The organism is Campylobacter hyointestinalis subsp. hyointestinalis, assembly GCF_013372145.1.
Taxonomy (GTDB): Bacteria; Campylobacterota; Campylobacteria; order Campylobacterales; family Campylobacteraceae; genus Campylobacter; species Campylobacter hyointestinalis.
This window is the reverse complement of the sequence record NZ_CP053827.1, coordinates 18,475-38,289: the sequence shown is the minus strand read 5'-3', so window position 1 is coordinate 38,289 and position 19,815 is coordinate 18,475. Positions and strand designations below refer to the sequence as shown.

At 29.1% G+C, this 19,815-nt stretch carries 17 protein-coding genes; all 17 read right to left on the bottom strand.

The window, feature by feature from the left end; translation table 11 throughout:
• Positions 1-2: 2 nt before the first annotated feature.
• Positions 3-1,013: a radical SAM protein gene (locus CHHT_RS00170; RefSeq protein ID WP_034962986.1), complete on the bottom strand. Its 1,011-nt coding sequence runs from the start codon at positions 1,011-1,013 to the stop codon at positions 3-5.
• Between the two features lie 13 nt (positions 1,014-1,026).
• Positions 1,027-2,793, bottom strand: a complete 1,767-nt coding sequence (locus CHHT_RS00165; RefSeq protein WP_034962984.1) for a carbamoyltransferase C-terminal domain-containing protein — start codon at positions 2,791-2,793, stop codon at positions 1,027-1,029.
• A gap of 1 nt (position 2,794) precedes the next feature.
• Positions 2,795-3,871: a radical SAM/SPASM domain-containing protein gene (locus CHHT_RS00160; protein WP_034962981.1), complete on the bottom strand. Its 1,077-nt coding sequence runs from the start codon at positions 3,869-3,871 to the stop codon at positions 2,795-2,797.
• A 2-nt stretch (positions 3,872-3,873) separates the two neighbouring features.
• Positions 3,874-4,863: a GNAT family N-acetyltransferase gene (locus CHHT_RS00155; protein WP_059426498.1), complete on the bottom strand. Its 990-nt coding sequence runs from the start codon at positions 4,861-4,863 to the stop codon at positions 3,874-3,876.
• Entirely contained in the window at positions 4,850-6,181 is a 1,332-nt protein-coding gene (locus tag CHHT_RS00150) for a DUF4910 domain-containing protein (RefSeq protein WP_234945127.1), read from the bottom strand. Before CHHT_RS00150 ends, CHHT_RS00155 begins: the two co-directional genes overlap by 14 nt.
• Entirely contained in the window at positions 6,163-7,221 is a 1,059-nt protein-coding gene (locus tag CHHT_RS00145) for an N-acetylneuraminate synthase family protein (protein ID WP_034962976.1), read from the bottom strand. The genes CHHT_RS00150 and CHHT_RS00145 overlap by 19 nt, the downstream gene beginning before the upstream one ends.
• Complete coding sequence (locus CHHT_RS00140; RefSeq protein ID WP_034962973.1) at positions 7,218-7,907, bottom strand: cytidylyltransferase domain-containing protein; 690 nt, start codon at positions 7,905-7,907, stop codon at positions 7,218-7,220. The genes CHHT_RS00145 and CHHT_RS00140 overlap by 4 nt, the downstream gene beginning before the upstream one ends.
• Before the next feature lie 9 nt (positions 7,908-7,916).
• A complete protein-coding gene (locus tag CHHT_RS00135) occupies positions 7,917-9,491 on the bottom strand; it encodes a hypothetical protein (protein WP_034962971.1) in 1,575 nt (524 codons plus the stop codon).
• Entirely contained in the window at positions 9,491-10,669 is a 1,179-nt protein-coding gene (locus CHHT_RS00130; protein WP_034962969.1) for a DegT/DnrJ/EryC1/StrS family aminotransferase, read from the bottom strand. Before CHHT_RS00130 ends, CHHT_RS00135 begins: the two co-directional genes overlap by 1 nt.
• 2 nt (positions 10,670-10,671) lie before the next feature.
• Complete coding sequence (locus CHHT_RS00125) at positions 10,672-11,421, bottom strand: class I SAM-dependent methyltransferase (RefSeq protein ID WP_034962967.1); 750 nt, start codon at positions 11,419-11,421, stop codon at positions 10,672-10,674.
• Positions 11,418-12,056, bottom strand: a complete 639-nt coding sequence (locus CHHT_RS00120; protein ID WP_176318062.1) for a class I SAM-dependent DNA methyltransferase — start codon at positions 12,054-12,056, stop codon at positions 11,418-11,420. The genes CHHT_RS00125 and CHHT_RS00120 overlap by 4 nt, the downstream gene beginning before the upstream one ends.
• Positions 12,057-12,092: 36 nt before the next feature.
• The gene (locus CHHT_RS00115) at positions 12,093-12,680 is read right to left on the bottom strand and encodes a serine O-acetyltransferase (protein WP_176318061.1); all 588 of its coding nucleotides are present in this window, start codon (positions 12,678-12,680) and stop codon (positions 12,093-12,095) included.
• Positions 12,681-12,697: 17 nt separating this feature from the next.
• The gene (locus tag CHHT_RS00110) at positions 12,698-13,777 is read right to left on the bottom strand and encodes an iron-containing alcohol dehydrogenase family protein (protein ID WP_034962960.1); all 1,080 of its coding nucleotides are present in this window, start codon (positions 13,775-13,777) and stop codon (positions 12,698-12,700) included.
• A gap of 321 nt (positions 13,778-14,098) precedes the next feature.
• A complete protein-coding gene (locus tag CHHT_RS00105; RefSeq protein WP_305954511.1) occupies positions 14,099-15,049 on the bottom strand; it encodes an ABC transporter ATP-binding protein in 951 nt (316 codons plus the stop codon).
• 111 nt (positions 15,050-15,160) lie between these two features.
• Positions 15,161-17,425 (bottom strand): glycosyltransferase, encoded by a 2,265-nt coding sequence (locus tag CHHT_RS09075; protein ID WP_234945126.1) that lies wholly within the window; start codon positions 17,423-17,425, stop codon positions 15,161-15,163.
• Positions 17,422-18,486 (bottom strand): EpsG family protein, encoded by a 1,065-nt coding sequence (locus CHHT_RS00090; RefSeq protein ID WP_141079410.1) that lies wholly within the window; start codon positions 18,484-18,486, stop codon positions 17,422-17,424. The genes CHHT_RS09075 and CHHT_RS00090 overlap by 4 nt, the downstream gene beginning before the upstream one ends.
• An 11-nt stretch (positions 18,487-18,497) precedes the next feature.
• Positions 18,498-19,772: a lipopolysaccharide biosynthesis protein gene (locus CHHT_RS00085; RefSeq protein WP_034962956.1), complete on the bottom strand. Its 1,275-nt coding sequence runs from the start codon at positions 19,770-19,772 to the stop codon at positions 18,498-18,500.
• Positions 19,773-19,815 lie beyond the last annotated feature (43 nt).

Here is a 19,815-nt window from a genome sequence, read left to right as displayed (position 1 = left end):
TATCACTCCAATTTATAAGTTGTACTCAAGCATTTAGAACAAATAGGATGATTATCCCAAGTAGAATTTAAAAATGCATTTCTTATGGATTGCATTTTATCATTATTCCAAATTTCATCTAAAGAATTATACAACAAATTTCCAACAGCTCCACCATTTCCAGCCATTAGATGCGAACAGCACGGCAAAACATCACCATTACCCCTGATAGCCAATCTTTCAAAAGGTTGATTGCAAAAAATATTGTCTTTTGAAATACCTTTTCTTAAACTATTTTGCGGTTTAAGATAATCCTTGGAATTATCTGCTACAGTTGATAGATACTCTTGGATAATGAGATAATCAACCTTATCTTTCCAAAAATCAACCCATTGTTCTATCTCATTTTCATTCATTGAAGTTTTTACAAAAGATAATCTCACTACAGGAAAGACTTTTTTACTTTCTTCTTTTAGTTTGATAAAATTTAAAATGTTATTTAATACTATTTCATACTTAGCTTTATTTCTTACACTTTCATAAGTCTCTTTAGAAAACCCATCAAAACCTATCAAAAGTCTTGTAAGACCACTAGAGAGCAATTTAGTAGCTGCTTTTTCGTCTAGTAAAGTTGCATTTGTATTCATATGTATATCAAATACACTATCTATATCAGATACTGCTTTTATTTTATCAAATATACCTTTATCTAACAAAGGCTCATTTGTTAGATTCATACATACAGACGGAATTTGCATATCTTTTATGCCTTTTAAGGCTTTTTTAAATATCTCCTCATTCATATCAGCAGTTTGCGGATATCCGTCATAATGCGAACACATAGGACACTTTAGATTGCATTTTGAAGTGCTTTCTAAAAGCAGAAATAGCAAGTTGCTACCCCCCCCCGCCACCATATTTTGATCCCACATCCTTCTGTAGTTTGCATATTGATCAGGGGACTTATGATGAACTTTGATATACTCATCTATTCCCACTGAATGTTTAGAATAATTTGTAGTTAGAATACTCATATTTTACCTTTCTTTATTTTTTTAAAACAATAAAATTATTCAATATTAAACCGTCTAGTCCACTATTTTTTAAAACATATATTGCTTGACTTGGAGTGTTGACTATTGGATAACCATGCAGATTAAAACTAGTATTTAGCAAAGCCCCTATACCTCTTATTTTTTCGAATTCTTCTAATATCATATATAGATTCTGGTTCAGATCTTTTGTTAACATTTGCGGTCTTGCACTTTTGTCTGCCGGATGACAAGCTGCTATCATAGCCTCATATCCTATACTAGTTGTATCAAAACCTATAGTCATATATGGGCTAAAAATTTTCTTTGGGTTTTGTAAATATATATCCATATATTTATCCATAACTATAGGGGCAAAAGGCATCCAAAAATCTCTGTTTTTTATCATGTCATTTATAGTATCTCTTACTCGCAAATTTGATGGATCTGCCAAAATGGATCTATTACCAAGTGCCCTTTGTCCAAATTCCATTCTACCAGCACACCTTGCTAAAATAGCACTATTAGCCAAAAGTGTAGCTATATCTTTAGCGTTAAATTTATCAATTATGGTATATGAACTATCTAAATTTTCTATAGCAACTTGTTCTTCATACAAACTTGCCTCTTGACCCAAATATAAATTTTGTATTGGATACATTTTAATGGGATTAAACTCAACATCTTTATCTTCTACTGCGCATATACCAGCACTTATAGCCATAGATTCATCGCTAGCACTACCGCCTATAAATATATCTTGAACTTCTGGCAAATAAGATATCTTACCCATTGCTTTTATATTCATAGACACCCCCCCCGCTATAATAATTTTCGAAATTTTAAATTTATTTATAGCATTTCTTATCCACTCTGTAAGCAGATCTTCTACCCACTTTTGCAATCCCCAAGCAATATTATCAAATCTGATACCTTCAAGTCTTTCTTTAAACCAAAAATAGCTATCAGTAGGCTTTTGTTTCCATTTAAACTCTATACCATCCACATATAAGGTACTAGCAAAAACCTCATAAGCTTTTTTAGCATATTTTGCTTTTCCGTAAGGTGCTAATCCCATAACTTTAAATTCATGCTCATTTGGTTTCATACCAAGTAAAAGAGTTATATATCTATATATACGCCCTATAAAGCACTGATCTGTCTCATATACTCTAGTATAATGACCATTTTTATCATAAATTCCTATAGTAGCATTTAATCCATCGCCACTACCATCTATTGTAAAAGCCAAAACTTCTTCACCTCTAAAAGGTGATACATAATATGCATAAGCAGCATGGCACCTATGATGTTCTATACATATACACTTATTAGGATTTATACCCAAATATTGTGCTAAAATTTTTGTTCTATCCATATAAAATTTAGACCTGTTGTTCTCATTAGCTTTCCAATAATCTTTAGGATATTGTTCATAGTCTTTAAGGTAATCAAAAACTTCTAAATAATCTAATTTTTTTTTGTCATAAAGCATAGGCTTCCAATAGTTAATTTGTTCTTTTAAATAATCTTCTACGCTCCATTTAGCATGTCGTGTGACTTGGTAATTAAATTCTTGAATATTGGATGCTATGACAGCAAGATCTAGCTCACTAGCACTTATACCAGCTTCGCTCAAACAATAATTAATAGCGTTCTCTGGAAAAGAGTCATCATTCTTTATTCTAGTATATCTCTCCTCATGAGTTGCCGCCACTACTTTACCATCTATAAAAATAGATGCACTTGCACATATACCCCAATATATTGATAATACCTTCATTTTATTCTCCTATTTTTTGTTTTCTATTAATATAGTTTTCTATTAAAATTCTCCTATTATTTACATATGCCTCTTCATTAACTTGCATTTTGCGCGGATAGAAACATTTTTTACACATTTCTAAATTTTTAAAACCATCTTGTTTGCTATGTAGTTTTCTTATTTTATTTAGTTTTTCTCCATGCCATATATCATAGATACTTTCTTTATAGGCATCTCCGATTGGCAATTTACCGAATTCATCACTATTGCACATATGAACCAATCCATTTGAAGCTACAAAAACTCTTTCGTAAAGTTGCGGACATGAAAAATTTTCTTCATAAATAATATCTTCATCTTTTCCTAAATAATCAATAATAGGATTAAATGATATAAGATCTGTAATGTCCTTAAATGTATTATAGTATTCTTCTGGATTATTTCTGATTGCAGGCCAAATGGTTTGTATTTTTATGGTTGGTTTTATAATACATCGCTCTCTTTTATAATTATATATATCTTTTATTTTCTGCAAAGTCTCTTCAAATTTAAGTGGTTTTCTAACACTATTGTATATCTCATTAACACCATCTATGGAAACCGTTATCCAATCTGCTTTTGCCTCAACAATCTGTTTAAAAAAATCTAAATTTAACTTTATACCACTTGTCAAAAAGGATACCTCTTTAATACCTTTATCTTTTGCATAAGCTATAGCTTCTATAAATTTTGGATGAAGAGAACTTTCACCTCTCCAACTAAGCCTTAAAGCATATACCTTTCCAGCAATCTCATCAACTATTTTTTTAAATAAATCAAAATCCATAAAACTTTTTTTAACATTTTTTTTAAATTCATCTGTTATTGTATAACACATGGGGCATCTCAATGTACAAGCAGATGAAAGTTCTAAATCGACTTGTAATGGATACTCGCGTATTATTTTTTGTTTCGGGAAATCTTCCCATTCTTTTCTATAGGTTAAGTACTCGTTTTCTTCCCATCCAACTGCCATCTTTTTGCTAAATTCTTTAACTCTATCTTCTGTATCTAAGTTAAAATGTCCTTTGTTTATTGGAATATATTTTTCACCCATAACTATCCTTTATAATTTATTTCATAATATGGCGTAATATTACCACCAAAACTTAATTTATACCAACCTCTTTGCGGAGAATTAATACCTTCTAAATCTAATTCTTTAATATCAAAAATCTGTGCTAATTTTATAAAAGCGTCCCAAAAACAAATTGCACCTTTATAAATTTCAACCGCCTGCGGATTTCCTGCACCAAAAAGATAATATGCTCTATATTTATCAAAAATAAAGATAGTAATATAAAGTATTTCTCCTTTAGAATTTCTAGTTACAAACATCACTCCTTTTTTATTATCTAATATATTTATTATAATATTTCTCATATTTTGTAATTTACTTTGCAGAACATCTTCACCTTGGGATTTTATAAGTATTTCATAATATTTTAAAAATATATCTATAGTATCATTGCTATTTTCTATCGCAGTTATAACGTTTTCTCTTCTTGCTTTTCTTATATTCCTTTGTCTTAATATCTCTAAATTTTTAAAAGCCAATGTCTCTTCTTCATCATTAAACTTAGATAATGATGAAATATCTAAAATACTTGTATATCGTAAATCAAAAGTAAATTTAAATTGGCTCTCCAAATGATAATTATGCCATAAAAATGCCCGTAAATCTTCAAATTTAGTGGATAAAGCTAAGCTAATATTTCTAAATTTATTAACTAAAAATTTAATCAAAAAATCAGTTATTTCAAATCTTTCACTTTTAGCTTTTACTTCCTTTTGCTCATATTGAGGAACAAAAAATATACCACCATAAATTACCAAATCATTTAAAACAACATCTTTTTCATCATCTGAAAGCAAGATACAAATTCCGGCTCTTGTAACAATGCCTTTATTTACAAAAAATAGCTTAAATTTGTTATTTGTATATGAGAGATATGACGAACTAGCAAATATAGTATATTGCGGTGTCTTTTCAATAATATCATCCCATAGTTTAAAATCACTAACTTCTTGTATATTAAATTTTTCCATCCACAACCTTTATAATTTGTTTATATATCAAATCCTTTATATTGGCAAATAAAATCTCGATACCGATACCTAATTTTTTACTAATTTCATAAAGGCTAGTATTTCCATCCATATAGAATAGACTATAAAGTATGATATCTAATGCAGATACATTCATACCTGGCAACTGAGCACCACCAGTTTTTGGATACAAGTTATATTTGCTAAGCATTACCTCGCAATTTGGATAAAGATTTTTATAAACTAAATTTTTATCCATTTTATTGATTAGTTGTAGATATAAATTTAATGCTGTATTTAAATTTTTGGCTTTTACAAAATCAAGATTATCGAGACTAGTATGGTATTCTTTATATTCATAATACTTATCTTTAGTTATACTAACACAATTTATCCTAAAACCTTGTGATGAGTATTGTCTCTCATCGCTTCCATGTATATCAAATGGATATGTTATAAAATTTATATTATTTTCTTTAAAAACATCTTCAACCATATCATTTATGCAATTTTCTTTTTGCCAAGACTGCTTATAGCCCCAGTCTCCGTACCCCCCCCCGCAAGTGGTAATAACGAGTGCATTTTTTATACGTTTCATTGAAGCTTCATTTTTAGCACAATAAGTAATGGCACCGATAGTTTCAGGAACAAAAATAAATCGATAGCTATGTTCTAATTTTGATTGATTTTTTAATAACTCTTTTGCTAAAAATGCAGAAACTAAAACACCACTCAAACTATCATTTGCCATTGAAGGATGGCAGATATAGCAAGAAATGAGATATTCCTGTTTAGTCTTTCCTGGTATAAGCAGCTCTCCAACAGATAAAGAGCCTTTTTTAAACTCAGTATTTATAAAAATTTCATATTCTTCATTATCATTAAAATATTTTGTAAAATCATTATAGCTTAAACAAAATCCCCAATTTTTATTATAATAACTAGTGCGATATGGAATTGCATTAGGTAGATTTTGCAAAAAATGCAAATTTGATTTGAATTCGTTTAGCTTCATATTTTTCTTATGCAATGGTATAGAATAGCCCACTAAATGCAAATTTGATTTTTTAAAATCTATAACTTTTTCACCCTTACTATTTTTAATCCAAGCTTCCCTAACATTCCATTCATCTGGTATAACCCAATCATATGCCCTTTCTCCTGATTTATATTCCAAAATGTTAAGGGGAACAATATCTTGTAAAATTTTAAGAGTTTGCCTATTTGCGTCGCCGGTTATACTTCTATTTAATGGAAATAATTTTTTAAGATAGCTATCTAACTTTTGTGTATAATCAATCATTTTAGCATACTCCACTCTAGTACAGTATCATTTTTTATATCAGCGATAGCCATCTTACCAATCACATCATCTATAAATTTAGGACTTATACCATAAGCTGGTCTTTTGAATGTCAAACAATCATAGCTTATAATATCCCCTTTCTTTATATTTCTATTTGCAACCAAACTTCTTCTTGCATTTTTCCTAGCAATATTTTCATTATCAAGAGATTTAACTTTAAATTCACCCAAAATTTCAAATGTTTTATCGAGATTGGATCTAAAATTTTGTAGATCATTCTTATCCATAGCATGATAATGGTCATTTCCAAGTAGTGTCTTATCGTGAGTAAAATGTTTTTCTATTATTACGCTACCTAATATAACTGCCATCTCGCACACTTTCATATCTTTTGGCAATGTATGATCACTGTAGCCTATGAGTTTATCTGGAAATTTATTTTTCAAGTCTATTATCATACCTAAATTAGCATCTTCATCTCTAGTTGGGTAGTTAAGTACGCAATGAAGTAAAGCAAGTGGATTTTCATGCTTCTCTATCCACCCAACAGCTTCAAATATCTCACTTATATCGCTAGCACCAGTTGACAATATTATAGGTTTTTTAAAACCACACATATATTCTATAAATGGTTTGTTTGTGATGTCACTTGAAGAAATTTTAAAAACATCCATTAATTCGTTTAAAAACTTAGCCGACTCTACATCAAAAGGTGTGCTTAAAAATTCTATTTCAGCTTTATCGCAATATTTTTTTAGCTCAACCATCTCATTTTTCCAAAATTTATCATGCTTTATAAAAAGCTCGTATTGAGTTTTTGTAGGTTCTTTTGCGGTATCCCAATATGCCGGAGAATTTTTTGAAGCAATAGTATTTGCCTTATATGTTTGGAATTTAATAGCATCTGCCCCACCAAATTTAGCTTCATCTATTAATCTTTTTGCAATGTCCATATTGCATTCATGATTAACTCCGGCTTCTGCTATTATATATGGTCTATGTATTTTTTTTTCATACGGATTTATATTTGTAAATAAATCTACCAATTTCATTTTTTATCCTTAAAAATATTAATAAGTGTTTTTGAAGTATCGAATATATCAAAATCTTTCATAGCTAATTTATAATAATCTTCAAATGTATCTATATCAAATTTAAGCTCCGGATGGTGGAGTTCTTTATCTATAGGGTCAAATGTTTTAATCGAAAATTTATCTAGATTATCCCAAATATATGATGTCAGATGCTCCTTGTGTTTATCTAAAATTACCGTATGATTTAAATTTTCCAATAAATCAAATGAAATTATTTCGGCACCAAATCCATCTGCATAAAGATTGTTTTTTGGGATATGATTGTAAGCATAATCGCAATTATTGTTTTTATAAAAATCAATCAGATTATCTATCTCTTGCCAATCAATCAAAGGATTATCGGCACAAACTCTTACTATATGGGTAATATCTTTATTTTTAGTAGCTTCATAAAAACGATTTAACACATTATTTTGATTTCCTCTAAATATTTTTACTTTTAAATTCAATTTACTAATATGTTTAAATAGCACGTCATCATTTTTACCACTTGGAATTGCAACTATAACTTCATCTATCCTTTTAGATCTGCAAACTCTTCTCATGACCCAATCAATAATTGGCATATCATGTAAAGTCAGCATCATCTTATACGGCAATCTAGTTGAACCGATTCTTGCTTGTATAACAGCCGCTACTTTCAAATTTACCCTTTATATCAATGATAGAATTTCTTTTACCACTTTTTGCTTATTATCTCTAAAATTATACTCTTTAATATTTAAAAATAATAGCTTTCTATAATCAATGTCATCAACTAATTTATCAAATTTGTCTTTAATCTTTTTTTCTATACTCTCATTAATAACCCCTAAATTTATAAAACCTCTTTCAGGTCTAGCAAAAGAATGAGTGTTTTCTCTTTCATGATGAGAAATAACAATAGACGGTATATTCATATCTGCAAGCTCATAAACTGTTCTACCGTTTGATGAAATTGCTAGTTGTGATTTTTCCATTATCTTAGATATTACTTCACTAGCATAGGTTAAATATATATTTTTATAACTAACCTTTGAAATATAATCATGTAATTCATTTTTAAATCTATATGCTTCGCCACACACAATATTAATCTTTATATTTAATTTTTTACACTTGTTTATTATTGATTTTAATGCAATTAGAGTTAAATTATTTTGATCAGCTCCACCAAATGTAATTAAAACTTCTCTAATATCTTCTAATATATCATGTGGTACAGCTTCATAAAATTCATCTCTTAATGCTAAATAGTTATAACCCCATCTAAAATTTTTATCATTAAATATCGGTTTATCATATAATTCATTAAAAACTATATCTGCAAAATGAGACCCATCTCCTAAATCTTCAAAATTTACTACTTTTATACCACAATTTTTTAAGCATCTTATATATTTATATTCTGTATTTAATATATCATTGATAACTAAATTTGGCTTTATTTGGATAATAGTATTTAAAATATTTGGTGTAGATATAACCTTATAATCAGATGAAGCTAACTTATCAACAGCTATCTTATATTTTTCATCACAAACAAAAATAATTTCATGATCTGTTATTTCGTGGGCTAAAGCAAGAGAATGGTAAATGTGACCCATACCTATTTCTATATTGCCTATAACATTGAAAATAATTTTTTTTCTTTTCAAAATTTTTTCACAAACCCACCAATCTTGATAGCTTAATATCTCTATCGATTTTTCTTGTTTTATTATAAATGGTTTACTTTTTTTTACGTCTAAATTATATTTATTGAAAATATTAAATGATTTTAATTCATTAAAATATATACCATCATCAACACTATGAAGAAAACCATTATCCAATTTTAATAATTTTTTTTCATTAATTTTCATAGATACCAGCATATAGCTAATATCTTTTTTAAATTCATTATACGCATTTAGCAATATATCACTACCAACTAATGGTGTATTTGCTCTATATAATAATATATTCGTATGGGAGAATTTTTTAGTTGTGTTTAACGTTAATTCCAATATATTTCCGGAATTTAATTTTAAGTTTGGATCCAAATAGTATTCTATGCCATTTCTTTCGGAAATTAAAGATATCTCTTGCGAATCAGTGATAATAAAAATATTTTTATTATTAACCATATCCAGAGCAGTATTTATTGCTCTTTGTATCAAAGTTATCCCATCTAGCTTTTTGATTAACTGGTCTGGAATAACTGCATTTTTTTTAATAGCTGGTATTACTATTAATAAATTATCCATTAATACATCTCTTCCATAACTTCTTTTATAGACCTAATCATATAATTAAAGTCTTCATCGCTCATCCAATGCTGAAATGGAAATGAAATCATATTATCAAAAAACTCATCGGTATTTGGGCAGTCAGCTCTACCAAAACCTAATTTTTTATAAAGAGGATATCTATTTAACGGATAATATTGAACGACGCATTTAATCTTTTTATCATAAACAAGTTTCTTCATTATCTCATCTCTTTTTGAATTCTTTACATAAGCAACCAACAAATGATAATTATGTCTTTCGTCATTTATTCTGTGAAATACTAGATCTTTGTATGATTTTAATTCATCAATAAATTTGATAGCTCTATCTCTTTTTTGTTTATTCATCTCATCAATTCTATCAAGAAGTTTAATTCCTAATGCGCATTCAACTTCGCCAAGGCAATAATTATTCGGCATTAAATTTATACCGCCCAAATTTGGCAAATCAATATCGCCCATAGCAGGTTGCCAATAATGCTCTCTTGCATATTTAAAATCACAATGTCCATTATGGCGTAACATAGGAATAATATCTGCATATTTTTTTTCTTTTACAGTCAGCATTCCACCTTCTCCAAGAGTGGAAATATTTTTATGCGAATGAAATGAAAATATACCAAAATCACCAAAACTACCGGCTTTTGCTCCATCCATTTGGGTTCCCATAGCTTGAGCCACATCTTCTATTAATAAAATATTATTCTCTCTAGCAAAATCAGAAATTCGTTTGATATCTGGGGCAATAAACCCATATAGATGGACAACAATTATGGCTTTTGTATTTTTAGTAATACATTTTTTTATATTTTCCAATGTAACAACTCTAGAATCCAAATCTATATCAGCCCAAATAACTTTGGCACCTTTTTTTAAAAATGGATACACGCTTGATGTAAATGTATGCGCAGGAGCAATAATCTCATCATTTTCTTTAAACAAGCATAATTGAGCAGCAAGCTCAAGAGCGGCCGTAGCATTACAAACACTAAATGCAAATTTGTTGCCATTATATTTACAAAACGCACTTTCAAATTCATTTCTATAGTACCCCTGAGTAAGTGGATCTGCATTTTGCATAGCTTCTACTACTGTATCAATTTCTTCTTTTGTATATCTATGTCCTGTTCCGCTAAAATTTATTTTAAATTCCATTTCTATATTTTCCTCGCAATAAATATTGATGAATTCTTAATTTCTGCTTTTGGCATTTCATAGTCATAACCATATGAATAAAATGTAAATTTATAATCATTTAATGTGTAATAATGATCGCCAAGCGGGTCATCATGACTGTAGAATTCTTTAAATAAATCAAATTTGATTTTAAAATTAAGTAGATTTTTAACAATTCTACGAAGTATTCTTTGTTTGGTTATTATATGTTCTCCAATAATCACAATAACCCCCCCCCGTTTCAAAACTCTATCGCATTCATGAAATAATTTTAGTGGATATTGGGCATGATGATAAGCTTGTGATAAAATAATCATATCATAATGTTCGTTATTTTTATGTATATTGTAAAAATTTCCAATAATTCTATTAATTTTATTTTTATTGCCATTCAACGATTCCACTACAAGTGGTGCCAACTTATCTATTCTATGTAGCGAAAAATCTATTGCATCTATTTCTTTTACAGCTTCATATTTTGACAATAAAGCAGATGTCCAACAAACGCCAGCTGCTACATCTAAAATTCTACCTGAAATTTCTACTTGTTTTAAAGCTGTTTCAAATTCTTGCTTTAATTTCATTTTTATCAAATACTGTTCAACTTTACAACTTTTTGGATCGTCTATCCAAAAAGCTTTTTTCTTTTCTTCTTCTATATTATTCCAATATTGAGAACTATATAAATTATTTCTTTCTTCATCACTAATCCAAAATTCTACTTTTTTCATTCATAAATTCCTTCCATGGGTTTATTTTTATTTTTTGCAAAAACTATGACAAAATTTGTTTTTTTCAAACTAATATATTCTATAATTTCAAAATTATTCGCAATTTCTTCTACTAACTCTTTTTCATCTTTTATAAATCCAATTGGATTTTCTGGTATATAAAGGCTTATCATAAAATATTCACTAATATTAGAAATTAATTTAAGCAATTCTTTCCAATTCGCAATATATGAAAATACTTCACTTGTAAAAACAAGATCTACTACCCCCCCCATTTTTTCAATTAAAGCAGCAAAATTTTGAATTTCATTTACATCAGTACATATAAAATCAATATCTGGAAATTTTTCTTGCGCAATATTTATAGCGGTTTTAGAAATATCAACACCCAAAACATAATTATTTTTCTTCTTTAGAATATGGGTAAGGCTACCTTTTCCACAACCTATATCTACTATTTTATCAAAACAATAATCTTCTAAAATTGCCAAATCTATTTTTCTCTGAAGTTGCCTAGTATCATCTTGATGCCACGAATCAAAGTTTTCTTTAAATTCATTTTGATACATTGTTTCAAAATCACCGATAAATTTTCTATTTTCTAAATCAAATACATATTTATGATATTTTGCCATTTTCATCCTTCCAAGTAAATTTATAAAATAAAAAAGCTAAAAACAATAGTTAATCTCAGTTACATCGCACAATATTTTAGCCGGTATTCCAGCTACAACCTTACCATCAGGCACATCATTTATAACAACGCTCCCAGGTGCTACAATGCTATGCTCTCCTATTATAACTCCACCTAAAACAATAGAATGACTAGCTATTTTTGCTCCTTGTTTAATATATGGAGCCTTACCATTCTTTGCTCCAAAAGTAACATTTCTATAAATATGCACACCTTTTTCAATGACAGTATTTGTTGTAATGCAAACCCCGGAATGATGAAAAACTACCCCCCCCCCCATTATCATACAATTAGGACTAACTTCAAAATTATTGTTTATTTGATTTTTTCTTGTAAAGTATGATTGTAATAATGCAAAAAATTTTCTAGAAATAAAAAAAGTGCTATTTTCTCTTCTTTTATAAAAATACTGCGACAGTCTCATATATACAGGCATAGAGTATCTACTACTTATCATTAGAGCATAGATTTTAGAAAATAAATTCTTAGGAGTTGGATTTAGCTCATGCTCATCCATAATAAAACAATCTTTTATTGTCCGCGGACACATCACTTCATTCATCATAATTTACTCCTCATATTTTACATTTTTTTAAAGATCTCTTTTACTTTCTCGTAGGTCAGTATATTTTTAAAATTTGCACCAAGCGCATTTGAAAGCGGTTTTTCATGAATAATAGTTGAATCATATAGTTTTTTATAAAAACTTTCATCTAGATCCATAGCTATACCTTGCGGTATTTCTATTCCTTGTTTTTTTCCCATTAATATAAATTCTTTAAATTCTTGAGGATAAAATTCTTCCATGGCATTCATTGTTATACAATTCCCTACGCAATGATGAGTACCAAAAACTACGCTAAGTCCAGCAGAAAACGGATGAACTATACCTACAAAACTATTTGCTATCGCGCAACCACCAAGATATGATGCAACCATAAGCTTCTCTCTATTTTTATCACTCATCATATCATCATCGCTTAAAAAAACTTCTCGACAAAGCGAGATAGCTTGATGAGAAAATGCATCTCCTATAGAATTTCTATAACTACCATTTAATGATTCTATACAATGCAGATAGGTATCCATTCCTGTATAAAAATACTGATTTCTAGGAACGCTTTTTGTCAAATTCGGATCTAGTATAAGCTGATCATATATCGTAAAATCGCTATTCATACCTAATTTTAAACCATTTTTTGGATTAATCATAACACAAGTTCTACTGGCTTCCGCACCAGTTCCTGAAATAGTAGGAATACCAATCTTATAAATTCCAGGATTTTTAACTAAATCCCATCCTTGATAATCTTCGGCATTTCCACTATTTGTTAATAAATTTGCTATAGCTTTACCCGTATCCAATGTACAACCACCGCCGATGGCAATAATTGCTTTAGGCTTATTTTTATTTTTACTTATTAAAATATCTCTAAAATGATCTATATTTGATGTCTCTGGCTCACTTTGGGTTTGTACAAAAAATATCTCATCAATATTTTTAATAGGTAAAAAATCTAATACGCTACTATTTTTAAAATATTCATCTATATAATAGATTACATACTCTGAATCTGACTCAATATTATTTAATATGGTTGATAAATTTGAAATTGCACCGCTTCCAAACATATATCGCAACACATTTTTTGAATTATTCATTTTTAACCTTTTAAATTTATATTTTCCTATTTACAAAAATCAATAAAAATACAAAGATATTAATAACGCAAATTTACTCTAAATAGACAATCATAGTAATAATATATTTGTTTAGAATCGATTATATTTATTGCTTTCAGAATAAATTAATTTACTTATTGAATTAGATAAAATTTGTATTAAACTACTTAATTTACTAATCCTAAATTTGGACAATATTGTATCAAATACAAAGTTAAATAAACTTTACACTATAAATACAAGCGAATTCCTGATAAGCTTATCAAATTTAACATACAAAAATAATCCAAAATTATAATCTCACACCAAGCTAAATTTGAAATTATCATTAACGTTCAAAGTAGAACTCACAAATGTATGAAATTCAATCCCCATAAAATCAAGCTCTAAACGATAATTTGCACCCAGAAACTGTGAGTTTGTCACCTTTGCTTCAAACTCATCGCCACCTACAATCTCTTCTGGGCGAAACATAAAGTTTTTCGTCTCTAGCCAGCTTTGAAATTTAGTCGGCAAAACTTTAGCTAACGACCTATCTATAACGTTTATATCGCCTAAAAATCTAGCGATCTTCTCGGTTTTTGGTTTAAAATACAGCTCCTTTGGCGTCCCAAAAGCCACTATCTTTCCGCCGTCGATGAGAGCTATCTTGTCGCTGAGCAAAAATGCGTCAAATTTATCGTGAGTTACCATTATAGCAGTTATGCCGTTTTGCTTTATCATCATTTTTAGCTCATTTCTAAGCACGTTTTTTAAGTGCGAGTCTAAATTTGCAAAAGGCTCATCAAGAAGTAAAAGATTTTCTTTGTTTGCAACAGCCCTTGCAAAAGCCACCCTTTGAGCCTGTCCCCCGCTGATCTCATCTATCATTTTATCTTTTAGCTCTGCGATATGAAATTTATTTAGTAGCTGAGTAACTCTTTTTTGTCGCTCATTTTTTGGGAGTTGATGCAATGCAAATGCGATATTTTGAGAAACGTTTAGATGAGGAAATAAAGCGTAGTTTTGGAACATCATTCCGACTTTTTGACCCTTGATACAAGCTCCGTTTTTACAAACGATATCCCCAGATATCTCTATATCGCCGCAAGTCGGCGTTTCTATGTTCGCTATTATCCTAAGCAAAGTGGATTTTCCACAGCCGCTTTGTCCTAAAACAGTCAGAATTTCTCCAGCATTTAAAGATAAATTCAGATCATCTAGCACGGTCAAATTTCCAAATTTTTTACTTAGATGCGTGATTTTAAGCAGTTCTTTCATATAACCTCTATAAAAATTTGCCGTATTATACATTTATTTAATTAATGATATTAAATATCATCTTTTTAGGCTTGATTTGAAATAATTGTCCACTAGAATCGACTAATTAAAAAATATTATTTCTTCATATAATTTAATGCTTTTTTCTACTCTAAAATCATTTGCTCTTTGTCTTGCTTTTTCTTTATAGCTTTGTCTCAACACATCATCATTCATTATTGATTTTATGGCTTCTTTCATTTTTTCTATATTTTTTATAGGGATTAAAATACCATACTGTGCTAACTCTATTTTATCTTTTAGGTAAAAATTTACATCGCTACTTGGTGACAAAAGTTCCCTTGGGCCACTTTGACAATCAGTAGAAATAATAGGCAAACCACAAGCCAAAGCTTCAACTAAAACATTTGGAAAGCCTTCATAATTTGAGCCAAATATAAAGCAATCTGCTTTTGATAAAAAACTAAAAGGGTTTTCTTTACTGCCAAGTAGATGGACTTTGTCATTTAAATCGCAACTTTTGATAAAACTTTGAAGCTCTTGTTTTAAACGGCCATCTCCTATTATCCACAGATCGGCATTAAAGTCTCTTATGGCTTCAATGATCAATTTGTGATTTTTACTTTCGATCAGTCTACCAACCGTAACAAACGTAAATCTTGTTTTATGAATTTGGATACTATTTTTTGATAATTTTTCAATCATGCCTATGTTGAGTGGATTATAGATATATCCTATTTTATTTACATCAAAATTATTTTTTAAATCCATCATATTTACATAAGAATTTGATAAACACCAATCCGCTTTCGGATATAGCATTTTAATCAAAAATTTGTTTATCATACCGTTCAGTCTTCCTCCGTTTTTACATCTCATAGATGGCATAGAGCATTCGTTTATAATAGTTTTATGTTTAACAAACAAATTTGATAATACATTTATATAATTTGCTCTATATAAAAAACTAACTATATGTTCAAATTTATATTTTTTAATAATCCTTGCTAACTTATAAGCCAAAATTGGCAATTTTAGAAATTTAAACAATCCTAAACTATTTTCCGATTTATCCAAATATATGATATTTATTCTTTTATCCAGCTCATAAAATATGCCGCTTTGCATCAATATCAAATAGCATTCATATTTTTCTACAAAATTATTTAAAATCGTGCTTACTACTCGCTCGGCTCCACCGCCCTCTAAAGAATTTATTAAAAAAGCTGCTTTTTTCATTTTATAATTTTCCAAATTGTAATTTTGTATATTTTTTATATGGAGCAAATACTTATAAATTATAAATTTTTCATCATATTTTTGTATGATTTTTTCTCGTCCTATCCCCCCCCATAACCTTTGTTGTTCAGTAGATGAATTTAGCATTTTTTCCATTTTACCCGCTAGGTCTTTTGCATTTGCAACTTCACATAAGAGTCCATTTATACCATCGCTCACTACATCTCTACAGCCTACAGTATTTGTAGTTATGATCGGTTTTGCCATAGCAGCAGCTTCTAGCAAACTTCTTGGCGTACCCTCCCTATATGATGGCAAAACAACGCAATCGCTCTTAGCTATTATATCAGCAACGTTATCAGTGGTACCCAAATACTCTATAAAATCGTTTTTTAGCCACCCGTTTAACTCATCTTGTGAGATTGCCGTATTGTTTTGCACTCCAAGCTCGCCTAGCAACCAAATTTTAAAATTATCATACTTCGCACCAAGCATAATACTAGCTTCTATAAGCTCAGATATTCCTTTGTCTCTTATGAGCCGTCCGATAAATAAAAAGATAAATTTATCATTATCTACTTTTGGGCTTGGCTTAAATTTATCAAGATCCACTCCACTTCCAGGAAGAACATCTATGTTATTTTTCTGACTTATCAAATTATATTTTAGAAATAGTTTTTTATCATCATCATTTTGAAAAAATATTGATTTGTTTTTATTCAAGGCTATTTTATATAAAAACTTTGCAATTTTCGTAATGAAATTTTGTTTTATAAAAATCGTTCCTAGTCCGGTGATATTTGATATACAAGGAATTTTTAGATATCTACAAATCAAGGAGCTATAAATATTTGGCTTGATTGTAAAGTTAAGAACAATATCTGGTTTTAGCTGTTTATATAATTTATATAATTCAAAAATAGTTTTAATATCTTTTATCGGATTGATACCATTAGAATCAATATCTACATTATATACATTAAACTTTTGATTTAATTTACTTGTGTATCTATCTTTTGGTGCGACTATTGCGACTTCATAGCCATTATCTATAAGAGCCGTAGCCAAATTGAAACGAAAGTTATATATACTCCAAGAAGTATTTGAGATGATAATTATTTTACTCAAAATATATACTCCAGGATCAAATTTGAACCAGTACGCCAAAAATACAATGCATAATACGAATAAAAATACCATATACCAAACAATAAAATAGTATATCCACTCAGCAAAAACAGAATAATTTTCTGTTTAAATCCACCGTTCAAACGAAGCAAACAATCCAAAATCACTATATCATAGATATAAAAATAATACATAATCCTATCCACCGGCGTAGAAAGATAAAACGATAAAATAAACAAAACAGCAATACAAATACTCATCGCATCTAATAGCGCAAAATTCAAATCAAATTTAATAATCCGTTTTCTATAAAACATATAAATAAAAACAGGCAATAAATGCAAACCGGCTCTAAAAATAGCCCCTTTAGAATGATAATCGTTGTGTGTAATATAATATATAAATTTATCAAACAATCCGTAAAAATATAAAGAGATAAATGCGAGACCAATTACAACGTACGAAAGCATGGTATATTTAAGCTTAAGTCTAAATCCAAAAATAGCAAAAGGTAACATCAGCAAAACTGATGAGTGAAATAAACCACCAAGCAAAACACAGGCTAAAAAAGCCAACTGTTTTTTCTCATATACAAAAAGCACAAAGCCAAAAAGTAAGATAGATAAAGCCACTCCTTGCCTAGTAAATCCCATGATGATCACTACTATGGCAAATGGAAACAGATACAACAAACTTGCAAATGGATAATTTAGTTTTCTTAGTGAAAGATACAAAAACAAACAGACTATAAAGGCGCATATAACATTAACAAAAACTATACCAAAGCCAAATTTGGCTGCTAAAATATTTAGAATATAATATCCAAAATCTCTATTTAACATAAAAGGATTGGAATTTATTTGATTATAGATATCTATATATCCCGCCCAGTCTCCGCCGACTTCATATCTAAAACCGATAAATAAAAAGAGTAAAAACAGAGCGAAAATAAGAGTAAATCTTTGATAAGTGCCGTTTTTAAATCTGACAAAACATAACAAAATAAGAAAAATAAAAAATGTCCAAAACATCATATAAGTGCCGCCCCCCCCCCAACTCAAAAAATATACTATTACTTTATATTGTCAAATTTATAAATAGTTCTAAATATCAAAAATAGACATAACCCGTATAATAAATATTCATGGATCGCAAATAATACCAAAAATATTTTTAAATTTACTTTTAAAATCAAACAAATTCCAAAAAAAATACTACTAGTTCCAAAATACAAATATTGCCAAAATGCTAGCTTCTTAAGCTCCATATAGGTTATCAAAGTAACTTTCAAAGAATCTACGCAAAATTTGACTACAAATATAATAAAAATATACTGTGCAATCACTCCAGATACGACCCAATCCTTACCAAAAATAAAAGGGAAAATATAAGGAGAAACAAAATATCCAACCACGCCGATAAACAAAGCAAATACAAACAGTTTTTTTAATGTACTTTTAAAAATGCCTAAATTTCCTATACGGTTATTTTTATTTTCAGATATTTTTTGTAAGTAGACTTGAGATACCGAGTTTGATATCAAAGCAGAAGTTAGCTCTATCATTTTATGTGGCAAAAAGAAAAATCCACTAAAAGTCAAACTAAAAATCTTTGGTATCATTATAAAAACCAATTGTTTACAAAAAGTATCAAAAAGACTAGATAATGCATAGACTTTAGCAAAGTCTTTGTATCTTTTAGCTATGGCTAACATTTTTGGTTTTGATATGCTAGACATAAGCGTTTTATCTGTATAAATATTTTTTGCAAGTCTTAAATTTGCCGACATTTTTGATACCAAATCACCTAAAATAAGTCCCAATGCTCCTGGCTTTAGTAATCCTACTGCGAGCTGAACTATGCAAAATATAATTGATTTTATTATATTGGCATTTTTTAAAGTCGTGTAGTTTTTCTTTCTGACATTGAAGTAGCTAAGAAGATTAAAAATACCAAGGAAAAAAACTGTTAATGGAATAAAATATAGCCAAAGATATATCTCTTCATTGCCTAACAATTTTGTAAAATATCTACCAAAAATAATAACACCACATAAAATAAATAAGGAGATAAAACAAGTTATCACAAATCCTAAAGCAAGTATATTGATAGCGTCTTCATCTTTTTTTGGTAGCGCTATAGCTAATTCATATTTGGCAGTAGAGATAGATCCAAACACGGAAGAAATAGCTAAAAATAGAGCAAATACTCCAAAATCATCAGGCGTATAAATTCTAGTAAGTATAGGGCTTATAGCTATAGGTATGGCTTGAGCTATTATAGTTCCACTTAGAAGAGTGAAAATGTTTTTATTGAACTCTGATTTTGGCTTTAATCTATTAAACAATTTTAACCTTAAAAATATAAAAATATTTTATTTTATCGCGTAT